Source organism: Vreelandella sp. 21 (genome assembly GCF_050995515.1).
Taxonomy (GTDB): Bacteria; Pseudomonadota; Gammaproteobacteria; order Pseudomonadales; family Halomonadaceae; genus Vreelandella; species Vreelandella alkaliphila.
In genome coordinates, this window is sequence record NZ_CP194673.1 from 3,412,986 (window position 1) to 3,432,250 (window position 19,265).

A 19,265-nucleotide genomic window follows, 5' to 3' on the forward strand; every position below is an offset into this window, starting at 1 on the left:
GTGGCGTAAGCGTCAGCGCACCCGCGAAGCAACGCGCCAGCGTTACCGAGGTTGGCACCGAGGCGGGATCAGCCACAGTGCCATTATCGAGAAGTCCATTATATCGAGAGGGGTAAGAGTTTATAACACCTCTTGCTGGTTATACGCCCTGGCTAAATCCGCCAGTGCGGTAAGCTCACGATAGGCCTCCGGCTCCATAATCAGCGCTTGGCCCATCAGCACATTGCGTGCTTCAAGCTTAGCGCGGAGCGCGGTGTCTTCGATCTCTTCAAAGTCAGCGTTATGGGCCAACGATAAAACGCGACGGTGCATCTCAATGCCGCAATAAGCCAGTGCATCCAGGCGGATCTCTTCAAGCAGTGCATCGCAGGCGTCATCGGCGCTGTTTCCCTGCGCTTCAAACAGCGCCCTGGGGAACAGAATGCCGGTGCGTTCGGTTTGCCACAGGTGGCGGAACTCGGCGTCAAAGCGGGTAAAGCACGCTTCAATCACGTCAAGAATCCACGCTTGGTAGGCATCAAGCTCATCGGCTTGGCGGTGAGCAGGCTGGCTGAAGTAGGCCATCAGGAAGTTGGCAACGGCCATGCCTAGGTCAAAGGCCATTGGGCCATACTGAGAAAACTCGGGATCAATCACCCGCACATCCGACTCGGTGGCCATAATTGACCCGGAGTGCAAATCACCGTGCAGCATGGTTTCAGTATTCGCGGTGAACTTCATCAACAACCGCTGCACCTTAGCTTTTAAGCGCGTATTACGGCGCAGCTCATCCACTACCGGCGAAAGCTCCGGCGTATGACGGTTCATTTCGGCGCCATAATAGGGGTCGGTAAACACCAGGGATTCGGTAATAGCAGGAATCGCCACGTTGCCTGAAAACAGCCCCACGTCGGCTTTCTTCTCAGGGCTGTTTAACGATAGCTCCGAGCCACGAAACGCCATTCGCGCACAGAATTCACCAATGGTTTCGCCAAGCTGTGTAACCCGCTCACCGTTGATCAGCTTGCGACGCAGAATCGTGTGCGGGTAAAGGTACTCCATGACGATCAGCGCTTGAGCCTTGTCAAAATAGAACACTTCAGGGGCGATGCCTGGCGCACGCTGGGCTTGGCGTACCAGGGCGTAATACTCAAAGTGGGCGCGATAAAGTGGCAACGGCCAGCTCTCACCGACCATACGCACATAGGGTAGCGCTTGCTTTACCACCACGCTTCCCGCACTCCCCGATACAATGAAAACTAGGTTGAGATTGCCATCCCCTACTTCGCGAATCTGCCACTGCCCGGGGTTGTCGCCCACTCGGCTTGCGACTTCTTCTACATCACCTAGCCGCTGCGCCAGGGTGCCGACATCCAATGCCTGATAGGGCTGCTCGTACGCCACCATTTGATTCCTCGCGAAAAATGATGCTTGTTTGTCATACCCCAGCAGGGTTGTCAAATGCCCTCATTTAAAAGACATCAACCTCAGTAATGAGCTTTAAACCACGAGCTAATAACAATGAACATGTCTTGAAAGGGATTTAACACAAAAACCTCACCCCCTTGGCGGCCAAAGGGCTGCGCAGTCTATCGGGTAGTGGACTATCGGTAATCACCGCATGGTAATCAGCAAGCTGACCAGCGGCACAGCGCAGCGGTAGGTCGAATTTAGTTTTATCCAGTACCAGAATGCGATATGCGGCATGGGATAGCAGCGCTTCGCGGGCCATAACTTCGTCATCATTGTAGTCATATAAATGGCCATCACTGTCCATGCCGCCCACGGAGACAATGCCGACATCTACTCGGTAGCGTTGAAAGAAGCGCCAGGCATCGCCGCCAATCACATCTTGATCACGGCGCCGTACCCGCCCACCTGCTACCACCAGTTCGCACTCCATAGTGCACAATTTGATCAGTGCGTGCAGGTTATTGGTCATAACCTGCAGACCTTGCTTATCGCGTAAGGCGTCAGCCAGTTGCTCTACCGTGGTACCGGTACCTAAAAATAGCGATTGGTGATGCTGAACCAGCGAAGCGGCCTGGCGGGCAATCTGACGCTTACCCGCTTGATTAACAATTTGGCGCTGATCGTAGCCAATATTCTCCTGATCGGGAAATGGCAAGACTTCCCCGTGGCGACGCAATACCAACCCTTGCTCAGCCAAGACACGCACATCCCCGCGCAATGTTTGTATCGACACATCAAACTGGTTAGCTAGCGATTCCAGGGGCTGGCGACCTTGCTGGCGCACCTGTGCCAACACGGCACGGCGGCGCTCGTTTAAGCCCATTATTTTCTTCACGTTGGCGACCACCTTAGTAACGAAAGCCTTTTTTTGACAGGCGAAAGCCTACCGCCATCAAACGAAAGCGTAGTGTCACGATGTTGTAAGGCGATGACAGTAGTGTGATCAGTGTTCACCTACTGGAGGTTTTACGATGTTGAAGCGCTCACTGTGCACTGCCGTTACGCTTGCAAGCTTTGCTCTATCGTCATCACTGCTGGCTGATGAAAAATTGGTGCTCTATACCAGCCAACCGAATAGCGATGCCCAGCAAACCGTGGATGCCTTTCAGGCTGCCTATCCTGATATTGAGGTGGAGTGGGTACGCGATGGCACCACTCGCCTGATGACTCGCCTACGCTCCGAGCTTTCCGCGGGTGTCAGCAACCCAGACGTACTATTAATTGCTGACAGCATGACCATGACCTCACTCAAGCAAGAGGGCCATTTGCAGGCTTATCTCAGCCCAGAGCGGGAGGCTTATGATGAGGCGCTATACGATCCGGAAGGCTACTTCTACGGCACTAAACTGATCACCACCGGGATTGTGTATAACACCGCTGCCGAACATCAGCCGCAGCGTTGGCAAGATCTGACGGGGCCTGACTATGAAGGCCTGGTCACAATGCCCAGCCCGCTCTATTCCGGCGCAGCGCTGATTCATATGGCTGCGCTGAGCGACAACCCTGACCTTGGGATGGGCTACTACGAGGCGCTGCAAGCTAATCGTGCAGAAGCTCAGGGTGGGAATGGCGGCGTGTTCAATGCCGTTGCCTCAGGCACAAAGCCCTACGGCATCGTGGTGGATTTCCTGCCGATTCGCGAGGCCGCCAAGGGTTCACCGGTTGAGTTTGTCTTCCCCGCAGAGGGCGTGAGTGCGGTCACCGAGCCCGTCGCAATTATGCAGGGTGCCAACAATCCGGACGCCGCGCAGAAATTTGTCGATTTCGTGCTTTCCCAACAAGGCCAGGAACTCGTCAGCCAGCAAGGCTACCTGCCTGCCCACCCGGCTGTTGCGCCGCCTGAAGGCTTTCCCGCTCGTGATGCTATCCAGCTAATGCCGATCAATATTGAGCAAGCATTGGAGCAGGAAGAGACGTTGAAACAGCGCTTTAGCGACCTGTTTGGCGGCTAACCATGACACCGTCGCTTAACGTTGGCAGCCAGCACCGCTGGCTGCTCAGCCTAATCACACTCACGGTGGTGCTATTAAGCCTAGCGCCTAGCCTGCGGCTACTGGCTGAGGCACTTAGTGACCTTGGCCAGGGCAGCGAATCACCGCTATGGAAGGTGCTTAACGCAGCGAGTACCTGGCGAGCGCTGTGGCACAGCGTGTATACCTCGGGTCTAGGCATGTTGATTGCTCTGGTGCTGGGTAGCCTATTCGCCTTCGTGATTACGCTGACCGACATCCGTGGCAAAGCATGGCTCGTGTTCTGCTTTATGCTGCCGATGATGATTCCCCCCCAGGTGACGGCGCTGAGCTGGCTACAGCTGTTCGGCCCCGCCAGCCCATTGCTGAAAAGCATTGGTATGGCACCGCCGCTGGGCAGCCCCCAGCCGCTCTACTCAGCGGAAGGCATTGCTCTGTTGCTGGGGATTCAAAGCGCACCGCTGGTCTTTCTAGCACTGCGCACCTCACTGATCTCACTCCCCCGCGAGCTTATCGAAGCGGCCCGCATCAGCGGCGCGCGCCAGACCCAAGTCTGGGGGCAGATTATTTTGCCAGTCACTCGGCACGGTTTAATTGCTGGGGCGGCGATGGCGTTTATTTCTAGCCTGGGCAACTTCGGCATTCCTGCCATGCTAGGGATTCCTGCGGGCTACTACGTTTTACCAACGCTGATCTACCAGCGTATGGCTAGCTTTGGTACTGGCGTGCTGGCGGAAATGGCAGCGCTATCGTTATTAATTGGTGTGCTGGCACTGGCAGGCGTTGCCTTGCAGCAATACTGGATGAATCGTAGCCGCTTTGGCTTAGGCGGCCATAGCGGTCGCTCTCATGACTTTACCCTGGGCCGCTTTCGGCCAGCGGTGACGACCGTACTCGTCGGCGTTTTATTGGTGATTCTCGTCGCACCACTTGCGGCGCTGGTGGTCAGCTCATTGGTGCCCGCCATGGGGGTTCCCCTTAGCTTCGATAGCGTGACATTAAACGCTTATCACGAAGTGATTGGCCGCCAAGGCGCCACCTGGCGCGCTGTGCGCAACAGCCTATGGCTAGCAGGCGGTGCCGCGCTGGTGCTTATGCTGTGCAGCCTGCCGCTAGCGTATCGCCTGCAGCGGCTGCCACCCCGTCTCCAGCAGCTGACGCTCAGTGCTATTGAACTGCCCTATGCACTACCTGGTGTGGTGCTGGCGATCGCCTGCATTTTGCTGTTCGTACGCCCTCTGCCGCTGATCAACGTAGCGCTCTACGGCACGCTAGGACTGATCTTTGTGGCCTATCTGGCGCGTTTCTTAGTGGTATGCCTCAAACCCGTTAGCGCCAGCCTGGCCCAGCTTGATCCCTCCTTGGAAGAAGCCGCACAACTGGCGGGGGCAGGCCCGTGGCGGCGACTAACCACGATCGTACTGCCACTGATTGCGCCATCGCTATTTGCCGGGGGGCTGTTGGTCTTCCTGTTGGCGGTGAACGAGCTGACGGTATCGGCACTGCTTTGGAGCGCCGGCAACGAAACGCTGGGCGTGTTGATTTTTAACCTTGATGAGGGCGGTGAAAGCGTGCTGGCATCTGCGGTATCGGTACTGGTGGTCTTAATGGTCGCCACGCTGATGCTGTCGCTCAGCCTGCTCGCCCCTCGTTTACCCAAAGGAGTCGTGCCATGGCAGGGCTAGCAATTCAGCAGGTCACCAAACAGTTTGGCGACCATCGCGCGGTCAATGACCTCTCGCTAGAGATTGCGCCAGGGGAATTTGTGGCACTGCTGGGCCCCAGCGGCTGCGGTAAAACCACCATGCTACGTATGCTGGCGGGGTTCGAAAATGTCACTGGCGGCGAAATACGCCTGAACGATACGCTGCTAGCCAGCCGCCATCACCATGTACCACCAGAACAGCGCAACATGGCGATGGTGTTTCAGTCATACGCGCTCTGGCCGCATATGAGCGTGGCCGACAACGTCGGCTACCCACTCAAACTGCGCCGCATTCAGGGCAGTGAGTACCAGCGCCGAGTTGACCATGCCCTGGCACAAGTAGCCCTAGAGCCCTATGCACAACGTTCGCCACAGGAGCTTAGTGGTGGTCAGCGCCAGCGGGTCGCGCTAGCCCGCTGTCTAGTGACCGACCCTGCGGTTGTGCTGCTGGATGAACCGCTGGCCAATCTAGACCGTAACCTGCGTGCCTCCATGGAACACAGCTTTGTAGATTTCCACCGCCGCACCCGCGCGACGATGGTGTACGTCACTCACGATCAAAGTGAAGCCATGGCGATGGCGGACCGCATTGCCGTAATGCGCGATGGTGAGCTAGTACAGTGGGCAACGCCCGAAACGCTTTATCGCCAACCGCGCAGCGAATGGGTGGCCAGCTTTATCGGTCAAGGTAGCCAGTTGACCATTGCCAACGGCGCACCGGGGCAGCGGCTAACGGAAAGTGCCCTGATGCAAGGGCTGGCTGCGGCACACAACTCCCGCGCCCAAGCTGAACGTCAACCCGTCCTGGTTCGCCCCGAGCATATTCGCGTAGACGCCCAAGCTCCCAATGGACATGACCTTACCGGGCGCGTCGAGCGGCTGACATTTCGTGGTGAACGCTACGAGTTACACCTGCGCCTGCCCAGCGGCGAAGCCTTGCTGGCTTACCATCACCATGCGCTTGAAGAAGGCCAACAAGTCGCTCTGCGGCTATTGGAAGGCTGGTGTCTGGAGCCTGACCAATGAGCGCCCGTATTCATCTATTAAGCGGGCTGGGTGATAAAGGCCCTGCCGCTATCGTGGTCGAAACCAACGGCAAGCGGCTGCTGCTGGACGCAGGGGGTGCGCTGCACCCTGGGGAGCCTATCACCTGGGCAGATGGCTTGGACGTAGACGCTATTCTGATTAGCCACGACCATATTGACCATATCGGTGGCGTTGCCGAACTGCCCGATACTGTCCCGCTCTACTGCACGCCCTTAGTCGCAAAGACATTGCCTAAACACCGCGCTTGGCAGCCTTTGCCAGCACGCGGAAGCCTTATGGTCGAAGGTATCAAGGTGACCACCGGCCAGGCTGGGCACTCGCTGGGTGGCGTTTGGCTGCACCTGGACGTAGATGGCGGCATTTTCTACAGCGGCGATGCCTGTTTTGAATCCCGCTTGTTTCCTTTCGATACACCGCCACCTGCACGCACGGCGCTGCTGGACGCTTCCTATGGCAACTACGACCAACCCCAGGAAAGCTGCGTGCAGGCTATTCGTCTGCAGCTTGACCAGCCGTTAGTATTACCGGTGCCTGAAACAGGGCGCGCCCTGGAAATGGCGCTGTGGCTGTCGGAAGAGGCAGACCATTGTCAGTTCCCTTTCGCCATTGACCCGATTATTCGCGATAACCTCGCCGCACTGCTAGCACTGCCAAGCGACTTACGCCGCCCAGGTCTCGACAGTGCAATTAGCGCACTGCTAGAACGGCGGAATGCTTCGCAGCCAGCGCTGCAGTTGGTCAGTGACCGCAATGATACGCCCGACCAATGGCCCAATTACCAGCTACTGCACACCGGTTACCTAACACCTGAACGCCAAGTTCAACTCGCCGCAGGCGAGATAAGCTGGCAACGCTGGAATGTTCATCTGCGTGCATCTCATCTGGTAGCGCTTGCCGACCAGCTAAGGGCCACTCAGGTAGTGCCGCTATTTACCCTGCTCACTGGACACTGCTTAAGCGAATGGCGCCAACGCCTGGGACAGCGGCTACGCATCCATCGCACCTTAGAGATTCAACCGCATACGGCCACGCGCCCTACCGCCCATTTAACTGTTTAGGAAATTAATAATGTCCGCAGTGATTGTTGATGTTGACGGCACGCTTGCCGAATTCCACCCCACCGACGTACACGAGTGGGTTCTTGGCCCCGCCAAGCAGTGGGATCCTTTTTTTGCCCATATGGCTGAAGCGCCGGTGATCGACGCGGTAGCCAAGCTGGTTAAGATCCTGAAGGCCCAAGGCCAACAGATCGTTATCTGCAGCGGCCGACCTGACAGCCACCGTGAGCACACCCAGCGCTGGTTAGAGCGCCACACCATTCCCTTTGATGCTATGTACCTGCGCCCGCAAGGCGATGACCATGTAGATGATGAAGAGGTGAAAGCCTCGCTACTCAATCAAATGCGTAGCGACGGCTTTGCGCCTTGGCTGGTGCTGGATGACCGTGACGCGGTAGTCGCCCAGTGGCGCGCACTCGGACTTACTTGCCTGCAGTGCGCACCGGGAGATTTTTAAGGAAACGGCAATACACTGACGCCCCGCTTAGCGGGGCGTCAGTGGCAATATCTGCGTTGTGTTAGCGGTGGTCAGCCTGCAAATGAGGCGTACATAATCACCACTAATACCACAAGCACAATACCGGTTGGCACAGCGCCCTTCCAAGGCGTGAGATCGACATCGCCCGAATCTTCTTGCACCCAGGCGGTGGCGCGGGGACGCAGCTTACCAATGATCAGCATCACGGCAACCAACAGCACGAACACAGCGGCGACAAAGTGGAACTCATGCATCACCATCGGCAGCTTGTTAAACGGCGGAACAAAGTAGCCAGCGGCGATCAGCAAACAGCCCCCTACCAACGCTACTTTAGCCGCCATGGGAGGCACGCGTTTCGTCAGAAGCCCCACCAGAACAACCGCTAAAATAGGGATAAAGTAAATCGCGTTCATCTTCTGCAGATAGCCAAATAGACTATCCTGGCCTGCCAACAGTGGCGCAATAATCATGGTCGTTACGGCCATAATCCAGCCAAATACCTTGCCTGATTTCACGACCTCTTCTTCAGTGGCATCTTTTTTCAGCACACCTTTATAGATACCCAGGCTGAAAATCGTGGTGGTACTGTTTAGCGCCGAGTTAAACGAGGAGAGAATCGCCCCGACCATTACCGCAGCAAAGAAACCTGTTAGGTACGGCGGCAACACGTTAAACACCAAGTGGCCATACGCTTCGTCCGCGCGAACGCCTTGGTCGGCGTAAAGGTGGTAAGCAATGATCCCCGGCAGCACCAGATAGAGCGGGCCTAACAGTTTAAAGAAGCCGGTCAGCAACACGCCTTTTTGGCCTTCTGCGAGGTTTTTTGCCGCAAAGGTGCGCTGAATAATTTGCTGGTTCGTCGTCCAGTAAAACAGGTGAAGCAACAGGACGCCGGTAAAAATAGTCGAGAACGGTACCTGCTGGTCAGGACCGCCTACCGAGTTAAATTTACTCGGATCGCTCTCTTTCAGAATGCTCCAGCCTTCCATGATGCCACTGCCATTGCTCACTGCCTGAAGGCCGAAGTAAACAATCACGAAACCGCCAATTAGCAGCCCCACCCCATTCAATGTATCCGATACTGCCACCGTACGCAGACCGCCAAATAGCGCATACACCGCACCAATTAAACCGACCACCCATACCGTGCCCCATAGCAGCGCCGTACTCGACTGAATGCCGGTAAGCCCTTGAAGATCAAGCATGCCCTGTAAACCAATAGCCCCTGAATAGAGAATGATAGGCAACAGCACAACGGCGTAAGCAATCAAGAAAATTACATTGGCAATCAGCTGAGTACCGTTATCAAAACGTATTGCCAACAGCTGGGGGAGCGTTGCAATTCCACTTTTAAGAAAGCGCGGTAGGAAAAACAGCGCCAGTGCTACCAAAGCGATCACCGCAATCACTTCCCAGGCCATAACACTCAGACCATCGGTAAACGCGGAACCGTTTAGCCCAACCATCTGCTCAGTTGAGAGATTGGTCATCAGCATTGAGGCGGCTATTAGTGGAAAGGTTAGTGTCCTTCCGGCTAAGAAATAGCCACTCGTACTTCGGTGATCATCTCTGCGCGTGATGCGCCACGTAACAAAGGCCACCAGGCCGGTAAAAAAGAGAAACGATGCCAGCGTTAGGGCATGCATGGGAAGGTCCTTGGGAGTAGTCGCTTATCGGCAGGCGACGCAGTGAATGTAGGTAAAATTACCAATATGCGCGGGCATTCTAAGGAGATGAAACGATTCAACTATTATTCTTTAGTAGCAACAAAGAATAAACAAGACGGTTTTTTTACTACCTCGACACTCTTTTTACAAGTCGCTACGGTGGTTAGTCACTACGGAAGGAGAGGCTAAGTCACAAGATCTAAGCCACACGAGCCAAGTCACAAGCGCTAAGTCACAAGTGCTAAGTCGCACGGATCAAGCTGCACAGTCCATGTCACAATGATGTTACTTTAGCGACCACTCATCACGCTTGATTTCATCGCATAGTCCAGCATCTTTGCCACCGTATTTGTCTGTCGCGTGACGTAGCGTTAATGAGAAAACTGGACAGCCTTCATAAAAGCCGCTGAAATCGTCATATGATAGGCTTCTTGTAACGTTATTTAACGCTAAGCAATCAGTGTTAGTACTTTCCTACTTACTAGCGTCACCAGTTAACTCGGAGCAGAAGCGATAATGACAGCGCGTTGGAAATCCTTGCCATTACGGTTACGACTGTTTATCTCGTTTGGAACGGTATTGGCACTGGCTATGTTGCTAGCGCTCTACCTGCAGGCCCGTTCACATAGCCAGGCGCGCTTGGAAAACCTGCTAAACGAAGAGCTGCCTACTCAGGTAGAGGGTCTTGCCACCCGGTTGACGCTTAGGCTTAGCCCAGCGCTAGCGTTGTCAGAAAGCCTAGCCGACAGCTATTTCATTGAGCAGTGGGTGCGCAACGGAATGCCAGACACCGACCAGCCGGACGTCATGCGCTATTTGTCACGTTTGATGGAACAGCTCGACACCGAACTGTTGTTTATCGCGGCTCAATATCAAGGGCGCGGCTACTACTTCCAGTACCGCGATGGAGAGTTTCTAGAGCGGACGCTACAAGCGCCCGGCGGCGATGATGATTGGTACTATCAGTTTACCGATAGCGATACTGCTTATAATCTAAACCTAGACAGTGATACTTTTTCACCAGAAGAAGCGTTTGTCTTTTTAAATTTCCGTAGTCGTGAACAGGCACTCAATGGCCGTCCTCTTATTGTTGCTGGGGCGGGGCTGGATCTTTCTCGATTGGCGCAGCTAATTGAAGACTTTCGACTTGGCAAAACCGGCCGCGCCGCGTTACTCAATGCGGAAGGTGAGTTACTTATTCGCAGTGACGAGACGTCACTGGCAGCGCTTCAAAGCCAGGAGTCAGCCAGCCTACTGCAAGATGAACAAGAACTTCGTGTACACGAAATCCAACGTGATAATCACACCTTTTTAGTCTCCACCCGCTGGCTACCCGAGCTGCAGCGCTACTTGATGATTGAAGTCTCTAAAGAAGAGTATTTAAGCTCCATCAGAGAACGCTTTTTGGCATCGACGGGCTTCGGGCTTGTGATCCTTTTAGGCGGGTTAATTATTTTATACCCACTTACCGGCAGCTTGATTCGCCCCTTAACTCGCCTTCAACGCCAGCTTAAAGAGATTACCAACAGCCTAGATTTATCCCGCCGTGTCAACACAGATGATCAGGCTGAAATTGGCGATTTAGCGAATCAGACTAACGAGCTGCTAGCGCGCTTATCTCGCACCATTATGGCGGTTTCCAACAACGCACTGGCACTCACTCAAGTGGCCGATCGCTTAGCGCAAACGGCGGGATTGTCGGGCATTCAAGGCGGGGACATTAGTCATGAAGCGAACCAGACGATGGCCGCCGCTGTAGAAGAAATGGCCTCGTCAGTGGCTGAGATAACCTCAACCATGGAGGAGCTTTCAACCTCATCCACACAAATCGCTGACCATTCGCAATCCGTGGTAGAGGTAGCTAATCAAACGCTTGAACGCAGCCGTAAGGGCAGCACAGCGATGCAACTGCTGCAGTCAAAAATGCAGGATATTCGCAGCGACAGCGAACAGAGCTTGACAGAAATTATGGCACTGGGCGCTAAGTCTAAACAAATCAGCAAGGTCATGGAGCTGATCAATACCCTTGCTGCGCAAACTAAACTGATTGCTTTTAATGCCGCACTAGAGGCATCAAGTGCGGGCGAGTCAGGTCGCCGTTTCTCTGTTGTTGCAAACGAAATACGTCGCTTGGCGGATAGTGTTACTGACTCAACCCAAGAGATAGAAGGCCACACCGAAGAAATTCAAAATGCGATAAATCGTTTAGTTGTCGCCTCTGAAAAGGGAGCGTCTTCGATAGAGAAAGGTGTTGAAGTCAGTGTTAATACCGCTCAAGACCTGGATGCACTACTCAAAGCGGCGAGCCAAACCAGTAGCGCAGCGCAGCAAATATCACTGTCAACCCAACAGCAGAAAACTGCTAGTAACCAGGTGGTTATTGCTTTGCGCGATATTGATACAGCCAGCTCACGTAATGCACAGTCAGTACGCAGCATTACCGAGATCAGCCAAGATATGATCAACATGTCGGCAGAGTTAAATGCGCTGGTGCAGGAGTTTACATTGGCTCAACAGGATGCAAACCACCAACGCCCTTCGTGAGGATGCTGCGATGAGTGTAATTCGGGTAGTGATGGCGGACGACAGTCAACTGGCACGTGATGTGCTTCGCGACATCCTCACCCGCGATGGCGACATTGAAATTGTTGGTGAAGCCAGCAACGGGCGTGAAGCAGTGGAACTTGCCCGCCGCTTATCGCCGCAGTTGATCACAATGGATCTGAATATGCCGGTCATGGACGGCCTCAGCGCCATTGAAGAAATTATGCATACCAAAGGGGTTCCTATCCTGGTGGTAAGCGATCGTTCTGATGCCGAAACAGCTTACCGAGCGCTCGACGTTGGCGCGTTAGAAGTGATGCCGAAGCCGACTCTTGATGATGAAGACGCACAACGACTACTCGCGCGTGTTCGGCTTCTTTCGGGAGTGGCCGTTATTACCCGCCTACGGCGTCGATCAACCTCCGCCATGCCCGCTGCGCCGGTAAACACGCCGCCTGTTGATCGCCATAATAGGCCGAAAGCTTTTCAGCGTATTATCGCCATTGCTTGCTCAACCGGTGGGCCGCAGGCACTTGCCCATTTACTTAGCAAGCTGCCGACCAACTTTCCTGCACCTGTGGTGATTGCCCAGCATATCAGCCATGGCTTTATTGAAGGCATGGCGCACTGGCTGACATCGCTCTGTTCAATGCCGGTTTGCGTTGCTCAGCATGGTGAACCGCTAAAGCCAGGCTGTATTTATCTATCGCCATCGGAACGCAACTTGCGTGTCACGCCGTCCCACCGCCTGCAACTACAGCAGAGCCCAGATAATTCACTTTATCACCCCAGTTGCGATGCGCTATTAACGAGCGTAGCTGATGTTTATGGCCCAGAGGCTATTGGGGTGATTTTAACGGGCATGGGGCGTGATGGCGTTAGTGGCATGCGCGCTATTCATTTATCGGGAGGCTGTACTTTTGCCCAAAACGAAGCCAGCTCGGTTATTTATGGCATGAACCAAGAAGCGGTTAGTGCCGGCGTTATCCAGCATATTGTTTCCCTTGATGAACTCCCTGCCAGGCTCATTCGCGAGACCAGTGGGCAACGGTTGTCTACCTGGACGAAATCGCTATGAGCTCGCTGACGCCATTCAAGGACCTGGTGCATCGCCGCTGCGGTTTGCACTTAGAGGGCCTCGCTGAAGCTCGTCTCGTTAAAGCAGTAGAGGCACTTCAAACAGACACTGATATTAACGACACCTCGAAGCTCATTGCACAACTAGAGCAAAACGAAGCGATGTTTGATCGCTTTATCAGTCAGTTAACGGTGAACGAAACCTACTTCTACCGGGAGCCCGAAGCACTCCACTGGTTAGCCGATACCTACCTCCCGCGGCGGCTGGCTGAAAAAGGTCAGCCATTGGCTATTTTCAGCGCTGGATGTTCTTCAGGCGAAGAGCCTTACAGTGTTGCTATTGCGCTGCTTGAGCGCTACGGAGAGCGTGCCAAGCAACTCTTTCATATTACGGGAGGAGACGTTGATCAGCAGGTTCTTAATAAAGCTCAAAAAGGCATTTATAGCGGCATGTCGTTTCGGGCACTGAACCCTGCGCTTAAGCACCGCTATTTTCGCCCAGAGGGCCGACGCTTAAAAATAGATGATGCGCTTCGTCAGTGGGTCACCTTTTGCTCATTTAACGTATTACAGCCAAACGCTGACAAGCTTGGCCCCTTCGACGTGATCTTATTTCGCAACGTATCGATCTATTTTGACGAAGCGACCCGACGCGATATACAGCGCCACCTAAAGCAACTGCTGGAACCACACGGGATTTTGATGTGCGGTGTCACGGAAACATTAGGCAACGACCTGGGCATTTTGGAACTGCATCAGGCTCAAGGAGTGTTCTTTTTCCAAGAGTACACCTTGCCCGGTGCCTTACCTGCAAATGATGAACCACCCTATCGCGACGATCCGTTGCCAGCCCTAGCGGTGTTGTCAGAGACGCCTCCACAACCACCTGAGAATGAACCTGAGAATGAATCTGAGCACAAGCAGCCGATGGCATCGTTTAACGCGGCTTTGCAGCAAGCTCATCATTTACTGAACCAGAATGCATTTTCAGAAGCAGCCGCGCTACTTTCTGACCTTCTAGTGCAACAGCCTTGGAGTGTGGATGCGTTACTGCTGGCAGGTTTAGTGGCTCGCTGGCAGCAGAACTTTGCTGACGCTTACGACTACTTTAAGCGAGCCATTTACGTTGCTCCTGAGTGCTGGCCAGCTCACTTTTTTCAAGCTGAGCTTTTCCGGCTAGGCGAGCTTAGCGATGCTCCCGGACAACGAAAGCGTGGCTATGCAGCGGTTATTCGCCTACTGGACGCGTCAAAACAGGCGGATGGTGGATTAAGTGTCATTGCGCCGCCTATTCCTCCAGGGGATGCCTACTTTTTGGCAACTCGCTATCTTGGTGCACAAGCAACGACACAGGGAGTGGGTTAATGGCACTGGATATTAAACGCTTTATTCAGCGCTTTATTGAAGAAGCGTCAGACCACTTGCCCCGGTTAAGAGAAGGTATTGAAGCGCTAGAACAAGGCGATACCCATCAAGAACGTATCAATGAGCTGTTTCGTGCGGCACATACGCTGAAAGGCTCTTCGCGTATGCTGAAACTGACGCCCATTACGGCGATCGCTCACAGTACAGAGGAGCTGCTAAGCGCACTACGCGATGGGACACAAACCGCTTCACCTGATGTCACGAGCCTCCTTAATCAAGCCACGGACGCGCTGTCTGACCTAGTTAGCCAACTTGCCCAAGGCGTTTCTCCAGCAGAGCTAGCGGAAGCCGACAATCAGCTTTGCCAAGCCCTGGAAAACACCGCGGCGGGAAAGCCGCCCCCCGCTCTCCCTCCTAAAACAACCGTATCCGAGGACGATAAAGCAGAGAACGCAGCCCTCAACGCGGCACCACCGGCAATGAAAAGCCCTGCTCTTCCGGCTCAAGAGCTACGCTTAACAGACACGGTACGCGTGCGTCTTGACCGCCTAGATGACGTTATTCGCCTGATGGGGGAAGTGTTATCAGGGCACCACCATCTGCACTCACTCGTAGAACAGGCACGCAGCCTTGGCGCCTCGTTACCCAAACATCAGCAGGCCCCCTTTAACGCTTTTAGCCGCGAGCTGAAGGACAGCGTGCTTTCCCACGACGGTCTAATGAGCGATCTCCATGACCGAGCTCTGCAAATGCGCATGCTGCCGCTGAGCGTGGTGTTTGACCCCTTATCGCAAATGGCCAGAGACCTTGCCCATTCGCTAGGCAAACAAGTCAATTGCCGTGTTCACGGCAGTGAGATTGAGCTGGACCGACAGATGATAGATCGCCTCTCGGACCCGCTCATTCATCTACTGCGGAATGCGTTAGATCATGGCCTGGAAACACCCGGTGAGCGACAGGCAACAGGCAAGCCTATACGGGGGCAGTTATCGCTAGAGGCCTGGCAAGACGGCAGCTGGGTAGTGATTGAAATGCGTGACGACGGCGCGGGTATTTCCCTAGATGCGGTCCGGCACAAGGCACTCTCCAAGCAACTACTCAGTGAAGAGCTGCTGCTTACCCTAACCGAGCAGGAAACCTTAGAACTTATTTTCCTACCCGGCTTCTCAACCAAACCCCTGATTACCGACTTTTCAGGTCGTGGCGTGGGGATGGATGTCGTCAAACGTACGGTCATTGACGAGCTCAACGGTGATTTACGTCTAACCAGCCATCCAGGCAAAGGTACCTGTTTTACCCTACGCCTGCCTTTATCGCTAGCCATGATGCGCGTTCTCCTGATCAACGTGGGCGCTGTCACGCTAGGTGTAACAGCACCTTATGTGTCAGAGCTTGTAGAGCATGCATCAACGGACTTTATTGATGCTGCCGGGCAAAAAACACTGATCCTGCGCAACGAGTTCGTGCCGGTCGTTTCACTAGCGGAATTATTAGACTTACCCTATACGCCCACTGATGCTGACAACTTACTGTTACTTGTCGTACATCAACGTCATCAAAAACTTGCGCTAATTATTGATGCCTTGGTGGATGAACGCGATATGGTAATTAAGCCGTTGCCCGCGCATTTACGCCATTTACCACTGGTTTCTGGCATGGTCACGCTAGGGCGCAATACGCTGGTTAGCCTATTACACGTGCCGACGCTGCTGGAACACTCGCGCCGCTATGCCCCGAAAGCGCTAGCTAAAACGGATCAACCGCCCCAGACACATCGTATACTCGTCGTCGATGACTCTCTGAACACCCGAGAAATTGAAAAAGATGTATTAGAAGCTTGGGGATATCAGGTCACCCTGGCAGAAAATGGCCGTGATGGTCTGAATAAAGCCTTAGCTGACTCGTTTGATGCAGTGCTCACCGATGTTGAAATGCCTGTCATGGATGGCTTTGCGCTCACTGCGAGTCTGCGAGAAAATGAGATTTATCGTTATAAGCCGATTATCATTATCACATCACGAGAAAAAGAAGCAGATCGTCGGCGCGGCATTGAAGTAGGCGCCGATGCGTATATTGTCAAAGGTAGCTTTGATCAGAACAATTTGGTGGATACGCTAAAAGCGCTACTCGGCTGAGCATGCGCCAGGACGGAGGTTAATCATGCAAATATTGGTCGTAGATGACGACCCGTTGGCCTGTGAAATGACAGCAACGCTGCTAGAGTTCCAGGGCTATACAACGGTCATGGCCAATGATGCCATGGAGGCCACACAGCTGTTAGATAGCTTGGACAGTATCGCGCTTATTGTTAGCGACATGCATATGCCGCTCATCAATGGGGTAGAGTTCTTGGAAATGCTGCGTGAACAAGACGTTACTTTGCCTTTTATTTTGCTCACTGGCGACTCACCTAGTTCAACCCTTATGCAGACGCCTGGTTTAAACGCCTGCCTGCAAAAAGATGCGGAGCTAGAATCCACGTTAGGCAATGCCGTGACTCAAGCGCTCAACGGTTGAACGTTTGCCATTTGCATTACAGCGCACCGTTCGCTCACATGAACAGGTAGTCTGATGTCACCATCTGCCCCGACATTGCAACAAAAGCTGAACCAGCTGCGCCAACGCTTTATTGAACAGCTACCAGCACGTTTACAGAAAACCACAACAAAGTGGCAACAAAGCCGGCTTTCAACGGAGGCAGAGTCACGCCTAGCCCCGGAGTTTCACCGCTTTTTCCACAGCTTAAAAGGTACCGGTCGCTCATTGGGCTTTGAACGAATTGCCATGTTGGCAGATCAAGGCGAAGAGCTACTCAAGGCGGCGCCTGCTTCTGCTGGCCATGCCTTCGATGACCAGGCTGTTAATGACATAAACAGACTGATTCCTCAGCTTTTTCAGCAGCTCAGTGAAGAGATTGAGTACCTACAGTCCCAACATGGCCAGCAAACAGTGCTGGCATCACTCAACAGCGTTGAATTTTCATCAGCTGCACCTCAAACACGCAGCAAACGTCAGCGGCTTATTTATTTATGTGACGATGAGCCCGACCAAGTCGACCAGTTGCTACATCATCTTCGCTGTTTTGGGCATGAAGTGGTTCATTTTGAAGACACCGAGTCGTTTTTTAATGCGGTTATTACCCGCCGCCCCGACGCGATCATCATGGATGTACAGTTTCCTCAAGGTAACACCGCGGGTACTGAAACGCTGACCAGCCTGAATAAATTAATCGGAGAGCGGTTGCCCTCCATCGTACTGTCGTCCTACGGTGACTTTTATTCACGACTGAGCGCTGTTCGAGCTGGCTGTAATGGGTACTTTACCAAGCCCATTAAGCCACTGGATTTAATGTTAGCTATTGACGAGCTCACTAGCCCCTTGGATGAAGAACCGCTGCGCGTATTGGTAGTCGATGATGAACCCGACGCTGCCACCTACCACTCATTGATGCTTGAAGAAGCCGGTATGATTGTTCAGCAGGTGCATCACCCTGCTGACGCGCTAAGCGCCTTGGACCGCTTTAGCCCTGACTTACTGTTAATTGATATGTATATGCCGGTATGTTCTGGTGAAGAGCTAGCGACGATTATCCGCCAGCAATCAGCGCATATTGGCCTGCCCATTATTTATCTATCTAGCGAAACAGACAGCCAAAAGCAGCTATTAGCCATGACGGCAGGCGTAGAAGCCTTTATTACCAAGCCAGTTACCCCTGACGAGCTCGTGTCTGCGGTACGGCTTCGTGCAGAACGCCTGCATCTACTGCGCTCGCTGATGACCCAGGACAGCATGACGGGGCTTTATAACCATAGCACCACGACGGATCTTATCGGTAAAACACTCGCTCAGGCATATCGTGAAGGTAGCCAACATGCGATGGCCATGCTCGACATTGACCATTTTAAAACCGTCAACGATACCTACGGCCACCTAGCGGGAGACCAAGTCATTATCACGCTAGCACGGCTGCTAAAAACCCGCTTGCGCATATCCGATATCATCGGGCGTTATGGCGGTGAAGAGTTTGTTGTATTGCTAAAAGGGGTCACCGCAAAGCGCGCAGCTGAACTTATTGACGAACTGCGCCACGATTTCGAACAAGTAGATTTTCATGCTGGCGGAGAGCGCTTTCGCTGTACTTTCAGTGCAGGCATTAGCAGTTTCCCCAGCCAGCCTTCCACCGAAGCGTTACGCTTAAGCGCGGACCAAGCACTTTACCTAGCGAAACGGCAGGGGCGTAATCAAGTAGTCATTAGTAACGAGAGCGACGCAAAAGGAAAAGCACAACCGCAGCAACCCAGTGTGAAAAAACAATGACCAACACCCATCAGCAGCGTGACAACCAGTCTCTCTCTCTCGAGGAGGCACTAGCACGTCAGAGTAACGATGACACGATTATTGACGTGGACGAACCTTGCCAGCAGTTGGTGTTATTTCGCCTGGCAGAGCAACGGTTCGCCTTGCCAGGCAGTGCGGTCAATGAGATTTTGAATGGTGATCAACCGGTTTATTTCGTGCCTGGCTTGCCTGCTTCTACGGAAGGTGTGATTCACTTGCGCGGCAACATTGAATCGGTGGTGACCCTACAGGCACTTCTCGGCCTCCCCCCGGCGGAACAAACGGGCATGCTATTAGTCGTGACCGCCGCGGGCATTCGCAGCGCTGTTCGTATCGATTATTTAGAGGATGTTTGCGAAATCCCAACCAGCGCACTACAACCCGCACCGGACACCCTCTCCAGCCAATTGATGCCTTATGTGAGTGCCCTCTGGCAACCTGATATAACGCCAGCAGAGAGTGGCGAAAAAGAAACTAACGGCGATTCTGTAGAAGGCAGCGCGGCCATTGCCCTGCTGGACCCAGATGCTTTATTCAACGCCTATCAACAAGGCCTAGGATAAG

The 19,265-nt window shown here is 53.7% G+C and carries 15 protein-coding genes; 12 read left to right on the plus strand and 3 right to left on the minus strand.

The window, feature by feature from the left end:
- Positions 1 to 120: 120 nt before the first annotated feature.
- Together mtnK and ACN06F_RS15580 are read right to left on the minus strand one after the other, a co-directional pair.
- Positions 121 to 1,386 carry an S-methyl-5-thioribose kinase gene (gene mtnK / locus ACN06F_RS15575; RefSeq protein ID WP_433924243.1) on the minus strand — a complete coding sequence of 422 codons (1,266 nt, stop codon included), beginning with the start codon at positions 1,384 to 1,386 and terminating at the stop codon, positions 121 to 123.
- A gap of 136 nt (positions 1,387 to 1,522) precedes the next feature.
- Complete coding sequence (locus ACN06F_RS15580) at positions 1,523 to 2,275, minus strand: DeoR/GlpR family DNA-binding transcription regulator (RefSeq protein ID WP_038478524.1); 753 nt, start codon at positions 2,273 to 2,275, stop codon at positions 1,523 to 1,525.
- Between the two features lie 148 nt (positions 2,276 to 2,423).
- Between ACN06F_RS15580 and ACN06F_RS15585 the strand changes: the two genes are divergently transcribed.
- The 5 genes from ACN06F_RS15585 to ACN06F_RS15605 are packed head-to-tail and all read left to right on the plus strand — an operon-like array spanning position 2,424 to position 7,689.
- Complete coding sequence (locus tag ACN06F_RS15585) at positions 2,424 to 3,404, plus strand: ABC transporter substrate-binding protein (RefSeq protein ID WP_287706444.1); 981 nt, start codon at positions 2,424 to 2,426, stop codon at positions 3,402 to 3,404.
- 2 nt (positions 3,405 to 3,406) lie between these two features.
- Positions 3,407 to 5,107, plus strand: coding sequence for an ABC transporter permease (locus tag ACN06F_RS15590; protein ID WP_433924244.1), 1,701 nt, complete (start codon positions 3,407 to 3,409; stop codon positions 5,105 to 5,107).
- Positions 5,095 to 6,153, plus strand: coding sequence for an ABC transporter ATP-binding protein (locus ACN06F_RS15595; RefSeq protein WP_433924245.1), 1,059 nt, complete (start codon positions 5,095 to 5,097; stop codon positions 6,151 to 6,153). Before ACN06F_RS15590 ends, ACN06F_RS15595 begins: the two co-directional genes overlap by 13 nt.
- Positions 6,150 to 7,232 carry an MBL fold metallo-hydrolase gene (locus ACN06F_RS15600; protein ID WP_433924246.1) on the plus strand — a complete coding sequence of 361 codons (1,083 nt, stop codon included), beginning with the start codon at positions 6,150 to 6,152 and terminating at the stop codon, positions 7,230 to 7,232. The genes ACN06F_RS15595 and ACN06F_RS15600 overlap by 4 nt, the downstream gene beginning before the upstream one ends.
- Positions 7,233 to 7,242: 10 nt before the next feature.
- Positions 7,243 to 7,689 (plus strand): HAD family acid phosphatase, encoded by a 447-nt coding sequence (locus ACN06F_RS15605; RefSeq protein WP_038478536.1) that lies wholly within the window; start codon positions 7,243 to 7,245, stop codon positions 7,687 to 7,689.
- A 71-nt stretch (positions 7,690 to 7,760) separates the two neighbouring features.
- Here the strand turns inward: ACN06F_RS15605 and ACN06F_RS15610 are convergent, their stop codons facing one another.
- Positions 7,761 to 9,356 carry a solute:sodium symporter family transporter gene (locus tag ACN06F_RS15610; protein ID WP_038478539.1) on the minus strand — a complete coding sequence of 532 codons (1,596 nt, stop codon included), beginning with the start codon at positions 9,354 to 9,356 and terminating at the stop codon, positions 7,761 to 7,763.
- Between the two features lie 537 nt (positions 9,357 to 9,893).
- Here ACN06F_RS15610 and ACN06F_RS15615 point away from each other — a divergent pair.
- The 7 genes from ACN06F_RS15615 to ACN06F_RS15645 are packed head-to-tail and all read left to right on the plus strand — an operon-like array spanning position 9,894 to position 19,264.
- On the plus strand, positions 9,894 to 11,921 hold the full coding sequence (locus tag ACN06F_RS15615) for a methyl-accepting chemotaxis protein (RefSeq protein ID WP_433924247.1): 2,028 nt from the start codon (positions 9,894 to 9,896) through the stop codon (positions 11,919 to 11,921).
- Positions 11,922 to 11,931: 10 nt separating this feature from the next.
- Positions 11,932 to 12,999, plus strand: coding sequence for a chemotaxis-specific protein-glutamate methyltransferase CheB (gene cheB, locus ACN06F_RS15620; protein WP_433924248.1), 1,068 nt, complete (start codon positions 11,932 to 11,934; stop codon positions 12,997 to 12,999).
- Positions 12,996 to 14,363, plus strand: coding sequence for a CheR family methyltransferase (locus ACN06F_RS15625; protein WP_433924249.1), 1,368 nt, complete (start codon positions 12,996 to 12,998; stop codon positions 14,361 to 14,363). The genes cheB and ACN06F_RS15625 overlap by 4 nt, the downstream gene beginning before the upstream one ends.
- Positions 14,363 to 16,498 (plus strand): hybrid sensor histidine kinase/response regulator, encoded by a 2,136-nt coding sequence (locus tag ACN06F_RS15630; RefSeq protein ID WP_120386284.1) that lies wholly within the window; start codon positions 14,363 to 14,365, stop codon positions 16,496 to 16,498. Before ACN06F_RS15625 ends, ACN06F_RS15630 begins: the two co-directional genes overlap by 1 nt.
- A gap of 25 nt (positions 16,499 to 16,523) precedes the next feature.
- Positions 16,524 to 16,880 carry a response regulator gene (locus ACN06F_RS15635; protein WP_198349461.1) on the plus strand — a complete coding sequence of 119 codons (357 nt, stop codon included), beginning with the start codon at positions 16,524 to 16,526 and terminating at the stop codon, positions 16,878 to 16,880.
- A gap of 54 nt (positions 16,881 to 16,934) precedes the next feature.
- A complete protein-coding gene (locus ACN06F_RS15640; protein WP_433924250.1) occupies positions 16,935 to 18,680 on the plus strand; it encodes a diguanylate cyclase in 1,746 nt (581 codons plus the stop codon).
- Positions 18,677 to 19,264: a chemotaxis protein CheW gene (locus tag ACN06F_RS15645; protein ID WP_433924251.1), complete on the plus strand. Its 588-nt coding sequence runs from the start codon at positions 18,677 to 18,679 to the stop codon at positions 19,262 to 19,264. The genes ACN06F_RS15640 and ACN06F_RS15645 overlap by 4 nt, the downstream gene beginning before the upstream one ends.
- The last annotated feature ends 1 nt before the right edge of the window (position 19,265 follow it).